Genomic DNA, 20,330 nt, shown 5'->3' with positions numbered 1-20,330 from the left:
GTCACCTCTCGTTGTGGGCGTAGGCACGGTTCAGCCGGTCGAGCTTGACCGTGGACTCTCCCGGCATCCCGAGCATCGCCACGTAGACCACCTCGTGGCCCTTCGGCAGAGCGGCCAGGCGGCCCCAACGGCCGGCGTCGAAGCCGCCGATGGTGGTGATGGCGCTCCCCGCCTCGGTCGAACCGAGATAGAGCAGATGCGCGAGTGCGCCGGCCCGCAGCAGGGCGTCGTCCACACCGCGGGCCCCGTGCCGGAAGAGCTCCCCGCGCGGGGCGTGGAAGAGCACGACGGCGCCGGTGTGCCGCAGGTGTTCCTGGCCCATGCACAGGCGGACGAGTTCGTCCCCGTCGGGGGCGGCGGCACAGGCATCGGCGAGGCCGTCGCCATGGATCGGGTAGCAGCCCGGCGCCATGCCCTCGACTCTTCGTACGACGAGGGTCGCGCCCAGGCCGGTCACTTCCGGCAGATCGGTGGTGAGCGGAGTACCGAGAGCGGCCAGGGTGTGCTCCAGGGCGTCCCCGGGGAGCGCTGCCGCGCCGAAGTCCTTGGTGGAGCGGCGCCGCGCCGCCAGTTCGGTCAGTGACGACCGGCGCGGGAAGGCCTGGCGGCGGGCCGATTCCTGCACCCCCGGGAACAGCGCGGCGGGTGCCGCGGGTACCGCAGGGGAGACCGCGGAGCGGGGACGGTACTCGGTGAGGGTCTGCCAGCACTCCGTCTCCGGCCAGCAGGCGGCACGTCCGAGCGGTGCCCCCATGCGGTCGTCCACGCACCGCCAGGTCTGCGCGACGTCCGTCGCCGCTCCGCCGGAGTCCGGTCCGCCGTCGGCGCCGGCTCCGTCGGCCGTCGTCCCGCCCTGCAGGACCAACGCACTGTGCACGAAACGGCAGTTGCCGCCGAAGTCGAGCAGGAGCGAGAGCGAAGTGCTGATCAGCCGGGTGCGCAGCTCGGCTCCGGCGAAGTTCTCGGAGGCCAGGCACAGCAGATGGGTGGCGAGGTGCGCGGTGTCCAGCTGGGCGTACAGATATCCGCGGTCGCCGTACTTGCGCATCGACAGCCAGGGGCGCACCACGCTCAGCACGACCGAGGTCTGCTCCCTCGGCGCATCCAGACCGCTCTGCTCGAGCGCGTGGACTACCTGGGGGCCCGCCCGCAGGAGGCGGCAGCGGCGCTGGACCGGGTCCACCGCGTAGACCGCGGCGCCCTGCGGATGGGGGACGGCGGCGTAGTGCTCGTACGGGTAGAGGGCTCCCGCCGAGGGTGCTGACGGCTCGCCGGTCACCGATCCGCGGACCGCGGTCTCGAACAGCGACAGCACGGAGCGCAGCTCCGCCGGCACGGGTATCCGAGGTGGTGAGGACACCTCGGCCGGCGCTGCGGACAGCGTCATCCGCTTCCAGAACTCCTCGGCCCCGCTCGCGGGGTCGCCGGGAGGGCCGTCGGCGTACGTCTCGGCGCCGGGACGCTCCAGAGCACCGGGGATCCGCGCGACGGGCGCACGGCCCAGGACAGATAGGGAATCCTTCACCGGGCTGCCCCTGCCTTCCTGTTGTCGTTCCTCAACATCGCGCTTCGAGCGCCGAATCCTGGGAAATCCCTGCAGAGGCAGCGAAAGTGCTGATCATTTACTGCTCTCCCTGTTCCTCAAGGCGGATAGCGAACGGAGCCGCCCTTCCTAAGGGTTGGCTCACGTTTCTCTATTGATCTTGCCAGGAGTGAACTCTTCCGTGTAGACCTTAAATTGGCCTGTGGCGGCCGTGACCGCTAGCAGTCAGGTCATCGAGACCGGGAATAGTGGGGGATTGCGTGATTCCGGAAACAACGCCGTTAGACGACGCACCGCTGGGGACTCTGACGCGGTTGCTGGCACAGCAAGAGCGGGCTCTGGGCGCGGCTTCGCTCCACGCGCAATCTATACAAGCGCAAATATCCGCGCTTGCTCTGTGCTCCTCGTACGCCTCCGACGCGGCCTCGGCGACCCCCGGCGTGGAGGAGATCACGGACCCGGAACGGGAGCGCGAACTGCTGGACTCCGTCGCCGCACTGGCGCAGCAGCAAATCCGGGTGATCCACCCGTCGGTGATCACCCGGCGGCTGATGGGCGAGTGGCTGGAGCGGGAGAAGTACGGCCGCGAGCAAGGCGTGACGGTCCGCACCATCCATCAGCCCTCTGCCCTGCAGTCCGCCCGTGCCGCCGCCTACCTGGAGAAACTCGCCGGCCGGGGCGTACAGGTCCGGATAGCGCCACTGCTGCCGTTCCGCATGATCCTCGTGGACGACAGGATGGCCCTGGTCTGCCCTCCGGAGAAGCTCCTGCTGGTCCGGCAGCCGACGCTCGTGCAGCTGATGGTCCGCATCTTCGAGTTCTGCTGGGACGGTGCGGCGGGGATCATGCCGTGCACTCAGCTCCCCGAACCGGACGACGGCGAGACGGAGGACGTCGGCCCGGCCGAACGGCCGTTCCGGCTCACCGACCAGCAGCTGGTCGTCCTCAGGCTCTGGGCGAAGGGGCGGCAGGACGAGTCGATCGCCCGCGAGTTGCAGGTCTCGCCCCGCACCCTGCGCCGGATCGTCTCCTCGCTGCTGCGCCGGCTCGGCGCGAGCAGCCGCTTCGAGGCCGGGGTCATCGCGGGCCGCACCAGCCAGATCCTGGACGCTCCGGATCCACTGGCCGTCTCCGAGGTGCCGGATGCTCCCGAGACCCTGGCCGGTCCCGATCCCCTCGGCGCTCCGGAGGCCTTCGAACGCCGGGCAAGCTGACACCCGCTCTCCCGCTGTCCTCTCCCGGTCACGACCTGCACGGGCCACCGCGCCACTACAGCCGGGCGCCCGCTTCTGCCAGGCTCGTAACAGCCGGTCCCCCGCCTTCACCGCCACCGGGAAGCGCCGCGGACCGGCCGGTGCCGGGCTCCGCCCGCCGGACGCCCCCCGATCTTCATCCGCCGCCACCGCGGCCCACGCACACCCGTCCTCACAAGGGAGTTCAGCATGTCCGAGACCGAGGCATCCGTCACCCCCGAGCGGGCTTGTGACGCTCCGCTGCCGGTCCTCGGGAGCGATGTCGTAGTACCTCTGGTCACCGGGGGCGAGGTGCCCTACGCGGCCTTGGACTACGCCGCCAGCGCACCGTCGCTGCAGCGGGTCTGGGAGGACGTCGCGGCGTACGCGCCGTACTACGGCAGCGTCCACAGGGGAGCCGGCTATCTCTCACAGCTCTCCACCGACCTGTTCGAGCAGAGCCGGTCGACCGTGGCGGAGTTCCTCGGGTGCCGCCCCGACGACCAGGTGGTCTTCACCCGCTCCACCACGGACTCGCTCAACCTGCTGGCCTCTGTGCTCCCCGACAGCACGCGCGTCCTCGTCTTCGAGACCGAGCACCACGCCTCGCTGCTGCCGTGGCGGAAGGCCGACGTGCACTACCTCCCCGCCCCCCGCTCACGCCGCGCTGCGGTGCAGCTGCTGGACGAGGCACTCGCCGACGGGCGGCACGACGGCCCCACGCTGGTGTGCGTCACCGGCGCGTCCAACGTCACCGGAGAGATCTGGCCGGTGGAGGAGCTCGCCGCGACCGCCCACGCACACGGCGCGCGGATCGTGCTGGATGCGGCACAGCTGGCCCCGCACCATCCGGTGGACGTCGCCGCGCTGGACATCGACTATGTCGCGCTGTCGGGCCACAAGCTCTACGCACCGTTCGGGGCCGGTGTGCTCGCCGGTCGCGCCGACTGGCTCGAGAAGGGCGCGCCGTATCTGGCCGGCGGCGGCGCGAGCAAGCAGGTCGCGACGGCCGGCGGCAGGATGGCCGTCGCCTGGCACGAGGGCGCCAAGCGGCACGAGGCCGGCAGCCCGAACGTCGTCGGGGTCTACGCGATGGCCTCCGCGTGCCGGACGCTGACCGAGGCGGGCTTCGATTCGCTGGTGGCCCGCGAGAAGCGGCTGCTCTCCCAGCTCACCGACGGGCTCTCCCGCGTACCGGGCCTGCGCATGCTGTCCCTGCTGGACGAGGACTGCCCCAGGGTCGGTGTGGTCAGCTTCGTCGTGGAAGGCTGGAACAGCGCGCACTTCGCCGCGGCGCTCTCCGCCGAGTACGGCATCGGGGTGCGCGCCGGTCTCTTCTGCGCGCACCCACTGGTACGGACCCTGCTGGGGGGCGCGCCGGAACAGCCGGGGCACTGCGGAGCCCCGGACGGGCCTGGAGGCGGAGGGCTGAACGCCGTCCGTGTCAGTTTCGGCGCGGGCACACCGGACGAGCACGTGACGCGTTTCCTCGATGCCGTCACGGAGCTGGTACGCGAAGGGGCGCACTGGAGCTACCGGACGGAGAACGGCAACTGCGTGCCCGTCTCACGGGTGCCACGCTGACCTGCGCCTCGGTCCCGGTCTCGTAGCCGGACGACGGGAGTCGTCGGGTACGGGACCGGGACCGGCGCCGTCCGCGCCTCGTGGCCGGTCAGTAGACGGGCAGTCCGGGGTCGATGCGCTCGGCCCAGTCCAGGATGCCGCCGCCGAGGTGGACGGCGTCGGGGTGCCCGTGCTTCTTGACCACCGCCAGGACCTCCGCCGAGCGGATCCCGGCCCGGCAGAACAGCACGACCTTCCTGTCCTGCGGCAGCCGTCCAGCGGCGTCCCCGTCGAGGAAGTCCCCCTTGGGCATCAGGACCGAACCCGGCAGGTCGCAGAACTCGTGCTCGTCAGCCTCCCGTACGTCCACCAGGCACAGCGGCGCCTCGCCGTCCAGTAGCGACTTGAGCTCCTCGACGGAGATGGTGGACTCCCGGGCGGCCTCCGCCGCGGCGGGTGACAGCAGGCCGAAGAACGGTTCCGCGGCGGTCAGTTGTGCGGGACGGCTGGTCATCGGCTTCCGCGTGAGCGGCGTGTCCGAGCAGCGCCCACTCCGGACGTCGTTCTCCAGGACCCGGCCGACCAGCGGTTCCCCGCAGCCGGTGATCAGCTTGACCGTCTCCGCCGTCATCGCGGCCGCCATCGAGGCGCCCAGGATCTTCAGGAACCCGGCCATGCCACGGAAGTAGAGGGCCGGCGGCTGTGGATGCAGGTCGCGGTAGGTGGGGCCGTTCCTGTCCCAGAAGACGGAGGTGCGACCGCGGAGCCGGTCGACCCCTGCCCACACGAAGGGCTTCCCCAGTGCCGCGCACGCGTCGTCGAGCAGGTAGCACCGCGCAGGGTCTTCGCTTGCGCTAACGATGACGTCGTAGCGGTCGAGGATCGAGGCCGCGTCGGACGCGTTCAGACCTTCGGCATGCACCACCGTTGAGACAGTGGGATGCGATATCCGCAGCTCTTCGGCCCACCTGTCCGCGCGGGTATTCGAAGCCTTTGACGCGGACTCGGCACGGGGCATTCCCAGATACCGGTCCAATTCACCGAAAGGCTCGGTGTCGATGATTCCGAGCTGTCCGACACCGGAGTCCGCGAGATGCGCGAGAACCGGTCCTCCGATTTCATCGGCATCGACAACGAGGACCTTGCTGTTCTGCAGTCTGCGCTGACCCACGGCGCCGATGTCGGCGAGGATCAGCTGGCGTGCGTGCCGACGCAGATCGTCGTCACCGAGTTCGTCCACAGGATCGACGAGAGGTGGGAAAGGCATGTGACTCCTTGACGCGGAAGAGATCGGTCGTGCGGCTGCGGCGCCGCCCGAGTGCAGGGTTGGCTATGCGTTGCGCGCCGTGCTCCAGGACGGGTTCGAAACGATCTCCAGCACGGCGCAGCCCCAGTTGAAGCCGTAGCCCGTGCCGGCGATGACGACGCGGTCGCCCGGTTCCAGCTCCCCCGCGGCCAGCAGATGGTCCAGGCCGGCCACCTGGTCCCCCGCCCCGAGATGACTGATCGTCCGCCCGAACTCCCACGTGGTGCGGTCCTTGCCGATGCCCATCTCCGCGAGCATCTGCCACCACCGGACTGTCTGGCCGACGTTGGGCATGACGAAGCGCCGCACGTCGGCGACGTCGGTCTTGGCCTCGTCCAGCGCCTCCCGCATGCAGGCACCCACACCTCCGGCCACCTGCAGTGAGATCGCCTCGAGGTCGCTCATGTGCTTGCGCATGAACTCGGTCTTGCGCGCTCGCATGTTGATCGGCTTGTCGCCGGAGGCCGGCGCGTCCTTCAGCTTCCGGCCCCGGTACATGCCCTCCAGGGAGGGGTCCGACGTGAGGACGGAGGAGAGGATCCGCGCGAAACCCGGCCGGCGCGAGAGAACCATCGCGGTACCGCCGTCGGACATGACCGTGCCGCTCTCACTGCGGAACCGGTCCCAGCCCGGCGCGCAGAAGCGCTCGCCGGTGGTGATGACGACGGCGCCGTCGTCGTCGCAGGCGGACAGGTAACTCACCGCCAGTCCCAGCGCGGCCATGCCGCCGTTGGACTTCTGGTCGACCTCGATCGACGGCGCCCGGCCACCGAATGTGTGCTGCTGGATGTAGGAGGCAGGGGTCCAGATGTCCTGTCCCTGGAAGTAGGTGCTGGCGTGCAGCAGCAGCCGGATGTCGGCCGGGTCCACGCTGCCGCGTTCCATGGCCTGCCGCACCGCGGTGATGGCCATGTCGGGAGCGAACTCGTCGTCGGAGCACACCGCACCGAGCAATCCGTTCGCTGTGTGCTCCGACGCGGGGTAGCGCCCGTCGGCGACCGCGTCGGCCAAGTCCAGCTGCTCGCCGAGACGAACACCCAGCGCATCGATGTAGACATCGTGGAGAAGCATGTTGACCCCAGTTCAGAGTGCCGGCGGGAAGCGCCCCGCCGGTATGGCTCGTACGTTGAACAGCTCCGGACGGCTCGCGCGGGGAATCCCGGCCGCGCTCACAGGTAGGCTCCGCCCGCGATCTCCAGGCGCTCGCCCGTGACCCATCGGGCCTCCTCGGAAGTCAGGAAGGCGATCACGTCGGCGACGTCGGCCACCTGCCCGATACGCCCGAAGACGGACTGCGACGCGGCGGCTGCCGCCTCCTTCGCATCCTTCAGACGGTCCCCGTGGAAGTCGGTGTCGATCAGCCCGGGAGCGACGTTGTTCACGGTGATGCCCCGCTCACCGAGCTGCTTGGCCAGCGACCGGGCGAAGGCGTCGATGGCCCCCTTGCTCATGGCGTATCCGAGGATCTGCGGATGAGCGACCTGGGAGGCCGCCGAGGACACGTTGACGATCCGCCCCCCGTCACGCAGCAGTGGCAGTGCCCGCTGCGCCACCAGGACCGGCGCCCGTACGTTGACGGCGTAGACCCGGTCGAGTGCCTCCGGGGTGATGCCGGCGATGTCACCGCGGCAGCCGATCCCCGCGTTGTTCACCAGCACGTCCAGCCCGGTGGAGCCGGTCAGTTCCCGCAGCCCCTCCTCCACCTGGCCGAAAAGGACGTCCGCGGCGGAGACCTCGCCGAGTTCGGCGCGCACCGGGAAGGCCTCGCCGCCCTCAGCACGGACGGCCTCCACGGCCTCCTTCGCCGCGGCCTCGTCGTGCCCGTAGTGGACCGCGACGACCGTTCCCCTGCGGCCGAGACGCTCGGCGACGGCCCGTCCGATGCCTCTGCTCGCGCCGGTCACCAGAGCCGTGCGCGCTCCCGTGGCCGTCATGACCGCTCCCCCCGGTGGAACGGACCTGCGGTCCGCGCCACGCACGTGCCCGAACGGTCCGCGTCGGCCCGCGCACCCGGGCGCCCGATTCCAGGGACCGCTGCGCATACGCGCGGATGGGGAGAGGAATTCTGCCCGGCGAACCGGTCCGCGAGATTCCGGAAAGCGTGGGACCGGCTGCTCGCTCGGAACGGTGACACGTCACTCTGGATCAATTGGGGCAACCGCCTTTCAACAGCTCCGGAACTGCCACTGGTTGACAGTCCGGCATTTCTTGAGTCAATGTACGGCTGACTCCCTTTTCCGCAGGACCGGGCAGACGAATTGGCCCGGCACTGCCGCATGGAAACCGAATTCGAGATGCCGAGAAAAAAGAGGCAGAGAGGACATTCATGTGCGGTAGAAAGGTTGACGTCCTGGTAGCGGGGGGAAGCACGGTAGGCCTGTTCAGCGCCCTGTTCCTTTCCAGGCACAACGTTTCGGTTCTCGTGGCTGAACGGCACGAGGCGCCTCTGGCCCATCCCCGGGCCATGGGCATAGGTCCGCGTACCGTCGAGCTGTTGCGCGAGGCGGGCCTCACGGACGACGTGGACGCCGTGTGCGTCGACATGACCGGCAGCAATCTGCAGATGTTCTCCACACCGACCCTTGCCGAGGCCGACGTCCCCGCACTGGCGGACGAGGCCCCGCCCCGGATGGACGACTTCCGCCAGGTCACGCCGCAGACGCTCCGCGGCACCTGCCCCCAGGGCCGGCTGGACACCGTGGCCGCAGCGGCCGCGCGGTCCTGCGGCGCCGAGGTCGAGTTCGGCACGGAGCTGCTCGACTGGCAGGCGGACGACGACGGAATCACGGCCGAACTGCGGGGCCCTGAAGGCCTGTTCACCGTGCACGCCCGCTACCTGATCGCAGCCGACGGCGCCAGGAGCTCCGTCCGCGGGCGGCTGGGCATCGGGACCTCCGGTCCGGGGCCGCTGGGGCCGCCCGTGGTCAGCACGCTCTTCCGCGCCGACCTGAGCGCGCAGACCGGTGGACGTACGTTCATCATGTGCAACATCACCAGCCCCGAGGCGCCGGGCGGGCTGCTGCCGGTGGACGGCGACCGGGAGTGGATCTACCACTCCTACTACCACCCGGAGGCGGGCGAGTCCTTGGAGGATTTCACCCCTGAGCGCTGCCGGGCCCGTATCCGCGCCGCCGTGGGGGTGCCCGACCTCGACGTGGAGATCGTCGGCGTGCTGCCGTGGCAGGCCGGGGGGACAGTGGCCGACCGGTTCCGGGACGGCCGCGTCTTCCTCGCCGGTGACGCCGCCCACACCATCCCGCCGGTCGGCGCGTTCGGCATGAACACCGGCGTCGCGGACGCGCACAATCTGGCCTGGAAGCTGGCCCTGGTCTGCCGTGGCCAAGCCGGTGAGGAACTGCTCGACTCGTACGGGGCCGAGCGCCGCCCGGTGGCCCTGACAGCGATGGAACAGTCGACTCTGCGCCTGAAAGACCCCTCGCTCCACTGGGGCCGCGGCAGTGAGGCCGTCGCGCAACGAGCCGCCGCCGGAGCGCTCAACGCCCCCGTCGTGCACCTCGGCTACCGCTACGAGTCCGGCGCGGTGGTGGACGCGGTCCCCGAGCTGCCCTCCACCGAGGAGATCGGCCTGGCGCTGGACGGAGCCCCGGGCTCCCGGGTGCCACACGTGTGGCTGAAGGGCCCGGACGGGCACGTCTCGACGCTGGACCTGGTGGGTGGCCGCTTCACGCTGCTCGCCGGCCCCGCGGGAGAGGCCTGGCTGCCCGCGATGCGCGAGGCGGCGGACGCTATGGGCGTACCTGTCGGCGCTCACGTTCTCGGCGCAGGCCCAGGTGCGGGAGGCGAACTGGCGGACACCGAGGGCCGATGGCCCGTTGCGGCGGGCATCAAGGACTCCGGAGCGGTGCTGGTGCGCCCGGACGGTTTCGTGGCCTGGCGTACGGAGAAGCTCGGCGACGCTCCGTACGAACAACTCCGCGAGGTGCTGTCCCAGCTGCTGCACCGCATGGCGCGACCCGCATAACCCTCCGCGGGAGGCGCGCCCACGGCTGACTACGCGCGTCGACGGTCCGGCCCCCGCAACGGCGGGCCGGACCGGAGACGCCGTCGGCGTACGTGTCTCGCGTCGTATCACGCGTCGAAGGCAGGCATGCTTCCGCCGCCCGGGTTCCAGGAGTCCAGGAACGCGGACTGGCGGGAGACGTCCATCATTTCCAGCCGGACTCCCAGGCTTTCCACCGGGTGATAGGAATAGGGCCGTCCATAGGGGCAGCCGCTGAAATCCGCCGGAAATCCGTCGTCGGTGAGCCGTTGCGCGCTTTCCTCGACCGAGCGCGTCCAGAAACCCACGTGGTCGCAACGGGCACCCAGGGTCGAATCCCAGGGACTGCCCTTCGGCCCCTGAATCAGTTCGAAGTGCGGCGGCCCGCTGCGGGAGAAAGCCATGCGGTATTCCCACGGGCCGATGGCATCCTCTCTGATTCCGCTCCATTCGACTCCCGCCGTCCTGACGAGATCGTCCATCGCGAGCTCGATGTCCGGAACGACGAAACAGACGTGGTAGAACAACGGAACTCTTCTCCCGTTCTCGGAGGCGTGCGTTCGGACGGCGGACCACGGGCGTCACGCCGGAACCAGTGATCTGACGTATCTGTCGTACGCGGAGCCCGTGGACAACTCCTGGGCGAGGCCGGCCAGCTGCTCCTTGCCGATGTAGCCCATGTTGAACGCGGTCTCCTCGAGACAGGCGATCTGGAGGCCCTGACGCTTCTGCAGCACCTGCACGTACTGGCTCGCCTCCAGCAGGCTGTCCTGAGTGCCCGCGTCGAGCCACGCCGTGCCCCGGCCCAGCTGCACGAGACTCCCCCTGCCCTCTGCGAGGAGCAGCCGGTTGACGTCGGTGATCTCCAGCTCGCCGCGGTCGGACGGGGTGATCTTCTCCGCGTACGCCAGGGCGTCGTTGCTGTACATGTACAGCCCGATGACCGCGATGTTCGACTTCGGGTGGGAGGGCTTCTCCTCGATCCCGAGCAGCGTGCCGTCCTCCGCCACCGTGGCGACCCCGTAGCGCTCGGGATCCGCGACGGGGTATCCGAAGACCGTGCAGCCGTCGACGTTCGCGGCGGCCCGGCTGAGGGTGGCCGGCAGGCCCTGCCCGTAGCAGATGTTGTCGCCCAGGATCAGGCACACGTCCTCGTCGCCGGCGAAGTCGCGGCCGATGATGAGCGCCTCGGCGATGCCGCGGGGCTCCTCCTGCACCGCGTACCGCAGGTCCAGGCCGAGCCGGCTGCCGTCTCCCAGCAACTCCCGGAACCCGTCGATGTTCTTGTCGTCCCCGATGATGAGGATCTCGCGCATGCCCGCGAGCATCAGGACGGACAGCGGGTAGTAGAACAGGGGTTTGTCGTAGACGGGCAGCAGCTGTTTGGAGCAGACCGAGGTCAGCGGCCGCAGCCTGGTGCCGGAGCCACCGGCCAGAAGAATTCCACGCATGGGTGCGTCCTTTCCGAGGAGCCTGAGTCGAGAGGGTCCGGTCAGCGCAGGACGGCAGCGCCCGGCCTGGTGGCCGTGCCCTGAACGAGCGGCCTCCACCACTGCGGGTTGTCCCGATACCACTGCACGACGGAGTCCAGCCCCAAGGCGAGGCTGTGCCGGGGGGCGTACCCGAGCTCGTCGCGTGCCTTGCTCCAGTCCACGGAGTAGCGCAGGTCGTGGCCCTTGCGGTCGGGCACTCGGCGCACCCGCGACCAGTCGGCACCGCACGCCTCCAGGAGCATCCCGGTCAGCTCGCGGTTCGTCAGCTCGGTTCCGCCGCCGATGTTGTAGATCTCCCCGGCACGGCCCTTCATGCGGACCAGATCGACGCCCTGGCAGTGGTCCTCGACGTGCAGCCAGTCGCGGATGTTGGCGCCGTCGCCGTAGAGCGGCACGCTCTCGCCGTCGAGCAGCCTGGTGACGAAGAGCGGGATGATCTTCTCCGGGAACTGCATCGGCCCGTAGTTGTTCGAACAGCGCGTGACGCTCACGTCGAGGCCGTGCGTCCGGTGGTGGGCCAGGGCCAGCAGGTCGGAGGAGGCCTTCGACGCCGAGTACGGGGAATTCGGCTGGAGCGGATGCGTCTCGGGCCAGGAACCCCGGTCGATGGAGCCGTACACCTCGTCCGTCGAGACGTGCACGAACTTCTGCACACCGTGCCGGAGGGCGGCCGTCAGCAGGGCCTGCGTCCCGAGGATGTTGGTGCGTACGAACGCGCCGGCGTCCTCCAGGGAGCGGTCGACGTGGGACTCGGCCGCGAAGTGAACGACTGTGTCCACACCCGGGAAGATGTCGTCGAGCATCCGGGTGTCGTTGATGTCAACGCGGTGGAAGAGGAATCTGGCGTCGTGCTCGACGTCAGCCAGGTTCTCCCTGCGACCGGCGTAGGTGAGCTTGTCCACGACAGTGAGCGCGGACAGTTCGTCGGGCCCGAAGTCCCGTAACAACTTCCGCACGTAGTGGGAACCGATGAACCCCGCTCCACCGGTGACGAGTACATGCATGGGAGGACATCCTCATTTCGGGGCGCAAGACGGATGGGGAGCGGGACGGTGGGCCGGCGTCTCAGGGCAGCTTCTCGACGACACCGAGCACCTCGGGCGGGGACGGCATCGCGGCCATCTCCCGGGCCAGGTCCCTTGCCCGCTCCCGGTAGGAGCCGTCGGTGAGCAGATCGCGCGCCGCTTCGGCGATGGCCTCCGGCGTGTCCTCACCCGCCTCGAGTATCCGGGCCGCGCCGTAGTCGACGAGACGCCGGGAGGGCGGGACCAGCTTCGGCATGTTGGGGATCAGGAGCTGAGGGACGGCGCAGGCCATCCCGGTGAGGGCCGTGCCGCCGCCGGCGTGATGGATCAACAGGTCGCAGTTGCGCGCGACCACGTCCAGAGGGAGCCATCCGGCCTTCACGCCGAGCCGGGCGGTCAGCTCGTCGGCGACCTCTGCGGGGGCGGCGACGAGCAGTTCCGCATCGAGCTCCTTGGCCTTCTCGGCCAGCTCGACCAGATAGTCGTAGAAGTAGCCGGGGGCAACCTTGGTCCCCGCGGTGACGCAGACCCGCCGGGTGCCGGGAGTGCCCAGCATCCAGGGTTCGACCGGCCGCTGAAGGTTGCTCGGCACGTAGCGCATGGGCTGCGCGTCCGCCGCGTCGGGCGGTCGCACGCTCGGCGGGCAGATGTCGATCCACAGGTCGGGGTCGGGGATCCCGGCCAGGCCCAGCCGCTCCAGCTCGGGAGCGAGTTCCTCGGCAGCGGTGACGTCGACGACGGGCGGCTCGCCCGAGTCCCATGAGTGACGGACGCACGGCACGCCCAGCCGGGCGGCCACCAGCGGGCCGGCGAAGGTGAGCATCCCGCACACCACCACGTCGGGGCGCCAGGCGCGGGCGAGATCGGTGAGCGGCTCGAGGTAGTCCGCGGCCATGCGGCCGAAGCCGTGACCGATGTAACGCATGTGTTCCTGCGGATCGGACGGCACGGGCAGCACCTGACCGGCCCGGTCGCACGTGATGTGCTGCCGGATCGGGACGCGGGAGACGACCGTGCCGGGGAGCCCCGCTCCTGTGACGGCCTCCATCGTCTCCTCGTTGGAGGCGACGATCACCTCGTGACCTGCGTTGCGCGCGGCCGTTGCCAGCGGCGTGAGCGGAAACACCGTCGCCGGACTGCCCCCTGTGACGAAGAGCAGGCGCATGCGTCCCCCTGGAAGCAACTGTGGATGGCGTCGAGACACGTCGGCCGACCGCGGCCGACGGCTGGAGAAGACAAGGTGGACGGCACCGGCCACGACCAGAGTCGCCCGGTCCGCCGCAGCACCGTTCCCCGTGATCCCCCGTTCTTGGCACCCGCCGCTGCGCCAAACCCCCCGCCCAGCTGAATGCCGGGGTCAGACGGGTCAGCCGCGTGAGAGCGAGCCGCAGCATATAGTGCTGCAACCTAATCCTTCTAGGCAGGACCCACCCTAATACACCTAGGCAGAGCTTTGTCCAGCACTATTTCCCAGGCCTGAGAACGTGGCAGATGAGCACAATACAGACATACGATCCATGGCGCATGAAAGGCGGTATTCTAGACGCCCTGGGTTGACTCTCCGTGATAGGCCCTGATCGGAGAGGCCTGTCCGTCTGGACAATGCCCCTCTTTGCCCGACTTCGAGCCGGGCGGTGCGACGAAGAACACATCCCTTGACGCATCTGAGGGGGCGGTCTTAGATTGCAGGGCGCTTGCAAGCGGCGAATGGCGTCTGACTGCCGTTCCGTGGAATCTGACAGTCCACACCCGCATCATTTTCAGTGGTAACACATGCAAACACCTGCTTTCTTTGTGTGCGCTTTACCGATGCGTGGCGGGGCAATTTCCTGTCATCTAAAAACTAGGGGGCCTGGTGGGGAGAGTTCTCACCTATGCGGACGACGGGAAAACCGAGGAGACACTCAGACCTTTACGTCCCGAGGATTTACGTCCCCTGACCGGGAGACCGGCCGGCCAGCAGCCGACATGGAGCAATCCATGGCTGGCGGAAGAGGCCCGGGAGCAGCTGGCCGCACGGCCGGGGCTCGTCGGGCTCCGTGACGTGACCAGGCTCCGCACCCTGCTCGCCGAGGTCGTAGCGGGACGGATGCGGGTCCTGCAGGCAGGCGACTGCGCCGAGGACCCGGCCGAGTGCACCGCCGACGGCGTGCGCGCCAAGGTCGAGCTGCTCGACGCGCTCAGTCGTGCGATGGAATCCGCGGCGGACCTTCCGGTCCTGCGGATCGGCCGTATCGCCGGGCAATTCGCCAAGCCGCGCTCGAAACCGACAGAACTCGTCGACGGCCGGGAGCTTCCCGCCTATCGCGGCCATCTCATCAACGGCCCGGCCACGACCGCCACCGACCGCGCTCCTGATTTGCGGCGGCTCTCGGCCGGATACGAACTGTCCGCCGCAGTCATCAACCACCTCAAGGCCCTCGGCCGTGAGGCCTCAGGCGGCGGTGCGGACGCGCTGTGGACCAGCCACGAGGCGCTGGTCATGGACTACGAGCTCCCGCTGCTGCGAAAGCTGGAAAGCGGCGAGCTGCTGCTGACCTCGACGCATCTGCCGTGGGTCGGGGAACGGACCCGCGAAGCCGACGGCGCCCACGTGCGACTGCTCGCCTCGGTCGTCAACCCGGTTGCCTGCAAGGTGGGGCCCGGCATGACCGCCGAAGCGCTGCTGGAACTGTGCGCGTTGCTCGACCCGGGCCGCACCCCTGGCCGGCTCGTCCTCATCTCCCGCATGGGAGTGGACCACGCGCACCGGATTCTTCCACCGCTGGTGAAGGCCGTACGGGAAGCCGGACACCCGGTCATCTGGCTCTGCGACCCGATGCACGGAAACACCTTCCAGGACGCGCTGGGACTCAAGACCAGGGCTGTCACCGACATCGTCAGGGAACTCGAGGCCTTCCAGGACGCGGTCCTGGCCGAGCACGGAGTACCTGGCGGAGTCCATCTGGAAGCCACCCCCAACGCGGTGACCGAGTGCATGACCGAGCGGGGAGACGCCCCCGGTTCGGTCCGCACCTCGCTCTGCGATCCCCGTCTCAACCCTCAGCAGGCGCGAGAAGTCGTCTCGACCTGGCGGGCCTGAGCCCGTCACAGATCCGCTCAGGCTGACACCCCGTTTCCCGTCCGGCCCCCTTGCCGCGCTCCGGCACGCCCGGACGTGGCCAGATCACCTACACCGCCGAACCGATGGCAGGGAGTCCGAAGAAGATGGGCAGCAACGCATTCTCCGGCGCAGTGGCACTCGTGACGGGAGCCGCCGGCGGTATCGGCGCGGCCGTCACCCGCAGGCTCTCCGAAGCGGGGGCCGACGTCGCCGCCGTGGACGTCAGCAAGCAGGGCCTCCACGACCTGGAGCACGGTGCGACGAGTGAGCACGGCTCGGTCACCGGATTCGTGGCGGACCTGGGCGACTCCGCCGCCGTCGAGGCCGTCGTCGACGACGCGGAGCGGACTCTCGGCCCGCTGTCCTTCCTGGTCAACTGCGCCGGCGTACTGCGGGCCACGGAGGCGCTCTCCCTCTCGGAGGAGGACTGGGAGCAGACCTTCACCGTGAACGTGGGCGGGGTCTTCCGCGTCTCCACCGCGGTGGCCCGGCGGATGGTCGACCGCGGGCGCGGCTCGATCGTCACGGTGACCTCCAACGCCGGCCAGGTGCCGAGGATGCACATGTCCGCCTACGGCGCTTCGAAGGCCGCCGCCGGAGCATTCACGAAGACCCTGGGTCTCGAACTCGCAGGACGGGGCGTGCGCTGCAACGTGGTGGCGCCGGGGTCGACCGACACGGCGATGCTGCGTTCCCTGTGGAAGGACGGCAGCGGACCCTCGGGAACTCTGCAGGGCGACCCGGAGGCGTACCGGGTCGGCATTCCGCTCGGCCGTCTGGCGCAGCCCCAGAACATCGCCGACGCGGTGGAGTTCCTGCTCTCCGACAAGGCGTCCCACATCACCATGCACGAGATGTGCGTCGACGGCGGAGCAGCCCTCGGCTGCTAGGCCCTCCCCCACCACCACGACCAACCACCAACCACCCACGGGGCCTGCCCGGTCCACACCCACGATCAGGCAGGCCCCCACCCGTGACGAGGAGAACCAGAGCGTTGGCCATCCCCGAGATTGCTCCGTACGCGATGCCCGGTCCGACCGACCTGCCCGCGAACACCGCCGCCTGGACGCCGGACCCGGACCGCGCGGCACTGCTCGTACACGACATGCAGCGCTACTTCGTACAGCCGTTCCCCGCGCACCAGGAGCCCGGCAGCTCACTGCTCGCCCACACCCGGGCGCTGGTGCACACCTGTCGCCGGCTGCGGATACCGATCACCTACACCGCGCAGCCCGGAGAGATGACCGGCGAACAGCGCGGTCTGCTCCGGGACTTCTGGGGTCCGGGAATGAACACGTCGCCCGAGCACCGCGGCATCGTCGACGAGATCGCTCCCGACGCGAACAGCGTGGTGTTCACCAAGTGGCGCTACAGCGCCTTCCATCGCAACGGGTTGCTCGACCATCTGCGCGCGCTCGGCCGCGACCAGCTGATCCTGTGCGGGGTCTACGCGCATGTAGGTGTGCTCATGACGGCCGTGGACGCCTTCGCCCACGACATCGAGACGTTCCTCGTCGCCGACGCCGTGGCCGACTTCTCGGCTGAGCACCACCGGATGGCACTGGAGTACGCAGCCACCAGGTGCAGCGTCGTGCGCGGCACCGAGCCGGTGCTCGCCGACCTCACCCGGCAGGAATCGGCGGCCCCCGTCGGCTGACCTCCCGTCCACCGCGCGGCCCGACCGGCGGCGCGGTCGTCGACCCGCATCCGGCACACCCACCGAAGGGGAGCCCATGGCACTCGATACGGCACACCACTTACAGCTGCTGAACCGCCTGCTGGGTCCGGGGTCACCCCCCTTCGCCGTACTTCACCGTCCCGACGCGGTCGGCCAGCAGGTCGAGATTCTGACCGGCGACGTGACCGAAGTGGCCCGGCTGGCCGACCTTCCGCTGTCCGAGGCGGGAACGGCCGGAGCGGCGGGCCACGAGGTGCTGGCCATGGTGCCCTTCCGCCAGATCACCGAACGCGGCTTCGCCTGCCACGACGACAAGGCGCCGTTGCTGGCGCTCACCGTGCGCGAGCAGGCCCGCTGCCCGGTCGGGGAGGTGCTGGAACACCTCCCCGACGAACCGGTCACGTTGACGAACGCGCGCTTCGACATCGACGACGAGGAGTACGCGTCGATCGTCGGAAAAGTCCTGGACCAGGAGATAGGCCTGGGGCTGGGCGCCAACTTCGTGATCAAGAGATCGTTCGTCGCCGATGTGGCCGGCTGCTCGGTGCGCACCGCGCTGAGCCTGTTCCGACGTCTGCTGACCGGCGAGAGCGGCGCGTACTGGACGTTCGTGGTGCACACCGGCGACCGAACCTTCGTCGGCGCCACCCCCGAACGCCACGTCAGCCTCTTCGACGGCACCGTGGTGATGAACCCCATCAGCGGCACCTTCCGCTATCCGCCGGAGGGCCCCCGCTCCTCTCAGGTCATGGACTTCCTCGCCGACCCCAAGGAGACCGGCGAGCTGTGCATGGTCCTCGACGAGGAACTGAAGATGATGGGCAGCATCACCGAAGGCGGCGGCAGGGCGGTCGGGCCGTTCCTCAAGGAGATGGCCACGCTGGCCCATACCGAATACCTCCTCAAGGGCCGTAGCACACGGGACGTCCGGGAGATCCTCCGCGAGACGATGTTCGCTCCGACCGTGACGGGCAGTCCGCTGGAGAGCGCCTGCCGGGTGATCCGCGACTACGAACCCCAGGGGCGGGGCTACTACAGCGGCGTCGCGGCGCTGATCAGCCGGGACATCAGCGGTGGACGTTCGCTCGATTCGGCGATCCTGCTGCGCACCTCGGAGATCAGCGCCGGACGGCTGTCCGTCGCCGTGGGGGCGACACTCGTCCGCGACTCCGATCCGCAGTCGGAGGTCGCCGAAACGCACGCGAAGGCGCGCAGCATGCTCCGCGCACTCGACCCCCTCGACGCTGCGGCCGGTTGCTCGGCCGCACCGGGTCTCGCTGCGCTCCCCGAGGTACGGCAGGCGCTGGAGGCACGCAACAGGGACCTCGCGGCGTTCTGGCTGGACGACTCCGGCGACACTCCTGCGGTCCCCGTCGTCCCGGGGCTGGCGGGCCGCCGTGTCCTCATCGTCGACGCCGAGGACACGTTCACATCGATGCTCGCGCACCAGTTGGGGGCGCTCGGCCTGGAGGCCGAGGTGTGCCGGTACGACGAGCCGTACCGGACGGACGCCTACGACCTGGTCGTCATGGGCCCCGGCCCCGGTGATCCGCGGCGTGAGGACGACCCGAAGATCGCTCAATTGCGCTCCACGCTGCGGCAGTTGCTCGACACCGGTGCCCCTTTCCTGGCTGTGTGCCTGTCCCATCAGGTCCTGGGCACCGTCCTGGGCTTCGAGGTGGTCCGCCGGGAGCAGCCGAACCAGGGAGTGCAGAAGCAGATCGACTTCTTCGGACGTCAGGTGCGCATGGGCTTCTACAACAGCTTCGCGCTCCGGGCCGAGTCGGACGAGATCGCCTGCGAGGGCCTTACGAAGCCCGTCGAGGTCAGCCGGGACCCCCTCACCGGGCAGGTGCACGGGCTGCGCGGACCCACCTTCCGTTCCGTGCAGTTCCACGCCGAATCCGTCCTGAGCCCGGACGGGCTGTCGGCCCTGAGCGACATGGTCGCCTCGCTGCTGGAGCCCGACCACCGCCCGGAGAAGGTCCTCGCCTGACTGCCTTCCGGCCCGTCCCGCCCCGTACGTCCGTGGTCCCCCCGGGTCCACAACTCCCTGCCGGCTCCTGCCAAGTCCTGCCAAGTCCCGCCAAGTCCCGTCAACAACGAGGTCGAGAAGTGTCGAAGTTCATCGTCGCCGGTGGCGGCATCGGCGGACTCGCCACGGCGCTGAGCATCGCTCGCCGTGGACATCGCGTCGAAGTCCTGGAACGGAACGAGGAGTTCGCGGAGCTCGGTGCGGGAATCCAGCTCGCCGCCAACGCCTTCAGCGCGCTCAGCCTGCTCGGCGTCGGCGCGCAGGTCGAACGCACAGCGGTGCACGTCGACGAACTGACGCTGTGGGACGGCCTGTCGGGCCGTCCCCTCGCCACCATGCCGGCGGGCGAGACCTACCGTCGCCGGTTCGGCAACCCGTACGCCGTCGCACACCGGGGAGACCTCTACGCGGCCCTGCTCCAGGCATGCCGCGAACACGAAGGTGTGCGCCTGCTCGGCGGCCGTACCGTCGTCGGATACGAGAACCGGCCCGGGTCGGTGACCTGTCACCTCTCCTCCGGCGGCCGGATCACCGGCGACGGCCTCATCGGTGCCGACGGCATCCGCTCAGCCGTACGTCGGCAGCTCCTCGACGACGGCGAGCCCCAGGTGTCCGGCCACACCATCTACCGGGCGGTCGTACCGATGGAAGGCGTCCCGCACGAGCTGCGCTGGAACACCGTCTCGCTCTGGGCGGGTCCCGACTGGCACTTCGTGCACTACCCGATCGCCGGCGGACGGCTGCTCAATCTGGCGGTCACCTGTGACGACGGCGCGACCGAGGCGGTGGCCGGAGCACCGGTGCCCGAGGAGCAGGTCCGGGGGCGCTTCCCCGGACTGTGCGAGACGCCCCGCAGACTCCTGGAGCTCGGACGGGACTGGCGCACCTGGGTCCTCTGCGACCGTGGCCCGGCGCCCCGGTGGACCGAGGGGCGCGTCGTACTCATGGGCGACGCCGCTCATCCGATGCTCCAGTACGCAGCCCAGGGCGCGTGCACCGCGCTGGAGGACGCCGTGGCCCTCGGCACTCTGCTCGACGGCTGCCCCGAAGACCGGATCCCTGAGCGGTTCGAACGCTTCCATTCCGTGCGGCACACCCGGACGGCAAAGGTGCAGCAGGTGTCCCGGTGGATGGGCGAAGCCCTCTACCACCCGTCAGGCGCGGAAGCCGAGGCAAGGAACGCCATGCTCGCCGCGCTCGGCCCCGAGGAGCTCTTCGACGCGGTGTCCTGGGTGCACAGCGCCCCGCTGGACGACGTACCGGAGCCGACCCCGGCACTGGCAGAGCCGACAGCGCTGTCCTGACCCGCTACCCGGGCAGCCGAAAGGGCGGCCACCCCCTCGGGTGACCGC

The 20,330-nt window shown here is 69.6% G+C and carries 16 protein-coding genes; 8 read left to right on the top strand and 8 right to left on the bottom strand.

All coding sequences use genetic code 11. From position 1 onward, the window contains the following. Position 1 precedes the first annotated feature (1 nt). Positions 2 to 1,525: a nitroreductase family protein gene (locus H5J26_RS02180; RefSeq protein WP_181763922.1), complete on the bottom strand. Its 1,524-nt coding sequence runs from the start codon at positions 1,523 to 1,525 to the stop codon at positions 2 to 4. A 332-nt stretch (positions 1,526 to 1,857) separates the two neighbouring features. On the opposite strand from H5J26_RS02180, the gene H5J26_RS02175 reads away from it, so the two are divergent. After that, complete coding sequence (locus H5J26_RS02175) at positions 1,858 to 2,757, top strand: helix-turn-helix transcriptional regulator (RefSeq protein ID WP_235980306.1); 900 nt, start codon at positions 1,858 to 1,860, stop codon at positions 2,755 to 2,757. A gap of 228 nt (positions 2,758 to 2,985) precedes the next feature. Beyond that, positions 2,986 to 4,359, top strand: coding sequence for an aminotransferase class V-fold PLP-dependent enzyme (locus tag H5J26_RS02170; RefSeq protein ID WP_181763920.1), 1,374 nt, complete (start codon positions 2,986 to 2,988; stop codon positions 4,357 to 4,359). Positions 4,360 to 4,447: 88 nt separating this feature from the next. Here the strand turns inward: H5J26_RS02170 and H5J26_RS02165 are convergent, their stop codons facing one another. The 3 genes from H5J26_RS02165 to H5J26_RS02155 form a co-directional block, all read right to left on the bottom strand. Beyond that, positions 4,448 to 5,605 carry a ThiF family adenylyltransferase gene (locus H5J26_RS02165; protein ID WP_181763919.1) on the bottom strand — a complete coding sequence of 386 codons (1,158 nt, stop codon included), beginning with the start codon at positions 5,603 to 5,605 and terminating at the stop codon, positions 4,448 to 4,450. Positions 5,606 to 5,668: 63 nt separating this feature from the next. Further along, positions 5,669 to 6,715 carry a ketoacyl-ACP synthase III family protein gene (locus H5J26_RS02160; protein ID WP_181763918.1) on the bottom strand — a complete coding sequence of 349 codons (1,047 nt, stop codon included), beginning with the start codon at positions 6,713 to 6,715 and terminating at the stop codon, positions 5,669 to 5,671. Positions 6,716 to 6,813: 98 nt separating this feature from the next. Beyond that, on the bottom strand, positions 6,814 to 7,578 hold the full coding sequence (locus H5J26_RS02155) for an SDR family oxidoreductase (RefSeq protein ID WP_181763917.1): 765 nt from the start codon (positions 7,576 to 7,578) through the stop codon (positions 6,814 to 6,816). A 392-nt stretch (positions 7,579 to 7,970) separates the two neighbouring features. Here H5J26_RS02155 and H5J26_RS02150 point away from each other — a divergent pair, with 392 nt between their 5' ends. Beyond that, entirely contained in the window at positions 7,971 to 9,626 is a 1,656-nt protein-coding gene (locus tag H5J26_RS02150; protein WP_181763916.1) for an FAD-dependent monooxygenase, read from the top strand. A 107-nt stretch (positions 9,627 to 9,733) separates the two neighbouring features. Here the strand turns inward: H5J26_RS02150 and H5J26_RS02145 are convergent, their stop codons facing one another. The 4 genes from H5J26_RS02145 to H5J26_RS02130 form a co-directional block, all read right to left on the bottom strand. After that, positions 9,734 to 10,171, bottom strand: a complete 438-nt coding sequence (locus H5J26_RS02145; protein ID WP_181763915.1) for a VOC family protein — start codon at positions 10,169 to 10,171, stop codon at positions 9,734 to 9,736. A gap of 54 nt (positions 10,172 to 10,225) precedes the next feature. Further along, positions 10,226 to 11,095, bottom strand: a complete 870-nt coding sequence (gene rfbA / locus H5J26_RS02140) for a glucose-1-phosphate thymidylyltransferase RfbA (protein WP_181763914.1) — start codon at positions 11,093 to 11,095, stop codon at positions 10,226 to 10,228. A gap of 41 nt (positions 11,096 to 11,136) precedes the next feature. After that, complete coding sequence (gene rfbB, locus H5J26_RS02135) at positions 11,137 to 12,141, bottom strand: dTDP-glucose 4,6-dehydratase (RefSeq protein ID WP_181763913.1); 1,005 nt, start codon at positions 12,139 to 12,141, stop codon at positions 11,137 to 11,139. Positions 12,142 to 12,202: 61 nt separating this feature from the next. After that, positions 12,203 to 13,327, bottom strand: coding sequence for a nucleotide disphospho-sugar-binding domain-containing protein (locus H5J26_RS02130; protein ID WP_181763912.1), 1,125 nt, complete (start codon positions 13,325 to 13,327; stop codon positions 12,203 to 12,205). Positions 13,328 to 14,098: 771 nt separating this feature from the next. Here H5J26_RS02130 and H5J26_RS02125 point away from each other — a divergent pair. The 5 genes from H5J26_RS02125 (at position 14,099) to H5J26_RS02105 (ending at position 20,282) form a co-directional block, all read left to right on the top strand. Beyond that, the gene (locus H5J26_RS02125; protein ID WP_235980334.1) at positions 14,099 to 15,244 is read left to right on the top strand and encodes a 3-deoxy-7-phosphoheptulonate synthase; all 1,146 of its coding nucleotides are present in this window, start codon (positions 14,099 to 14,101) and stop codon (positions 15,242 to 15,244) included. 125 nt (positions 15,245 to 15,369) lie between these two features. Then, positions 15,370 to 16,155 carry a 2,3-dihydro-2,3-dihydroxybenzoate dehydrogenase gene (locus tag H5J26_RS02120; protein ID WP_181763910.1) on the top strand — a complete coding sequence of 262 codons (786 nt, stop codon included), beginning with the start codon at positions 15,370 to 15,372 and terminating at the stop codon, positions 16,153 to 16,155. A 104-nt stretch (positions 16,156 to 16,259) separates the two neighbouring features. Continuing rightward, on the top strand, positions 16,260 to 16,922 hold the full coding sequence (locus H5J26_RS02115) for an isochorismatase family protein (RefSeq protein ID WP_303647130.1): 663 nt from the start codon (positions 16,260 to 16,262) through the stop codon (positions 16,920 to 16,922). A gap of 76 nt (positions 16,923 to 16,998) precedes the next feature. Further along, complete coding sequence (locus H5J26_RS02110) at positions 16,999 to 18,939, top strand: anthranilate synthase family protein (protein WP_181763909.1); 1,941 nt, start codon at positions 16,999 to 17,001, stop codon at positions 18,937 to 18,939. Between the two features lie 119 nt (positions 18,940 to 19,058). Next, positions 19,059 to 20,282: an FAD-dependent monooxygenase gene (locus H5J26_RS02105; protein ID WP_181763908.1), complete on the top strand. Its 1,224-nt coding sequence runs from the start codon at positions 19,059 to 19,061 to the stop codon at positions 20,280 to 20,282. Positions 20,283 to 20,330: the final 48 nt, after the last annotated feature.

This window comes from Streptomyces albidus (ex Kaewkla and Franco 2022), assembly GCF_013870515.1.
In the GTDB taxonomy this organism is placed as follows: Bacteria; Actinomycetota; Actinomycetes; order Streptomycetales; family Streptomycetaceae; genus Streptomyces; species Streptomyces albidus.
Note: the sequence above shows the minus strand (reverse complement) of the source record. Positions and strands in the feature narration are given on the sequence as shown.

What these genes read in the sequence shown, in the direction of transcription:
- H5J26_RS02170 (WP_181763920.1), top strand. Translation starts at nt 2,986, where the DNA reads ATGTCCGAGACCGAGGCATCCGTCACCCCCGAGCGGGCTTGTGACGCT.
- H5J26_RS02160 (WP_181763918.1), bottom strand. Translation starts at nt 6,715, where the DNA reads ATGCTTCTCCACGATGTCTACATCGATGCGCTGGGTGTTCGTCTCGGC.
- rfbA (WP_181763914.1), bottom strand. Translation starts at nt 11,095, where the DNA reads ATGCGTGGAATTCTTCTGGCCGGTGGCTCCGGCACCAGGCTGCGGCCG.
- rfbB (WP_181763913.1), bottom strand. Translation starts at nt 12,141, where the DNA reads ATGCATGTACTCGTCACCGGTGGAGCGGGGTTCATCGGTTCCCACTAC.
- H5J26_RS02150 (WP_181763916.1), top strand. Translation starts at nt 7,971, where the DNA reads ATGTGCGGTAGAAAGGTTGACGTCCTGGTAGCGGGGGGAAGCACGGTA.
- H5J26_RS02165 (WP_181763919.1), bottom strand. Translation starts at nt 5,605, where the DNA reads ATGCCTTTCCCACCTCTCGTCGATCCTGTGGACGAACTCGGTGACGAC.
- H5J26_RS02120 (WP_181763910.1), top strand. Translation starts at nt 15,370, where the DNA reads ATGGGCAGCAACGCATTCTCCGGCGCAGTGGCACTCGTGACGGGAGCC.
- H5J26_RS02155 (WP_181763917.1), bottom strand. Translation starts at nt 7,578, where the DNA reads ATGACGGCCACGGGAGCGCGCACGGCTCTGGTGACCGGCGCGAGCAGA.
- H5J26_RS02110 (WP_181763909.1), top strand. Translation starts at nt 16,999, where the DNA reads ATGGCACTCGATACGGCACACCACTTACAGCTGCTGAACCGCCTGCTG.
- H5J26_RS02130 (WP_181763912.1), bottom strand. Translation starts at nt 13,327, where the DNA reads ATGCGCCTGCTCTTCGTCACAGGGGGCAGTCCGGCGACGGTGTTTCCG.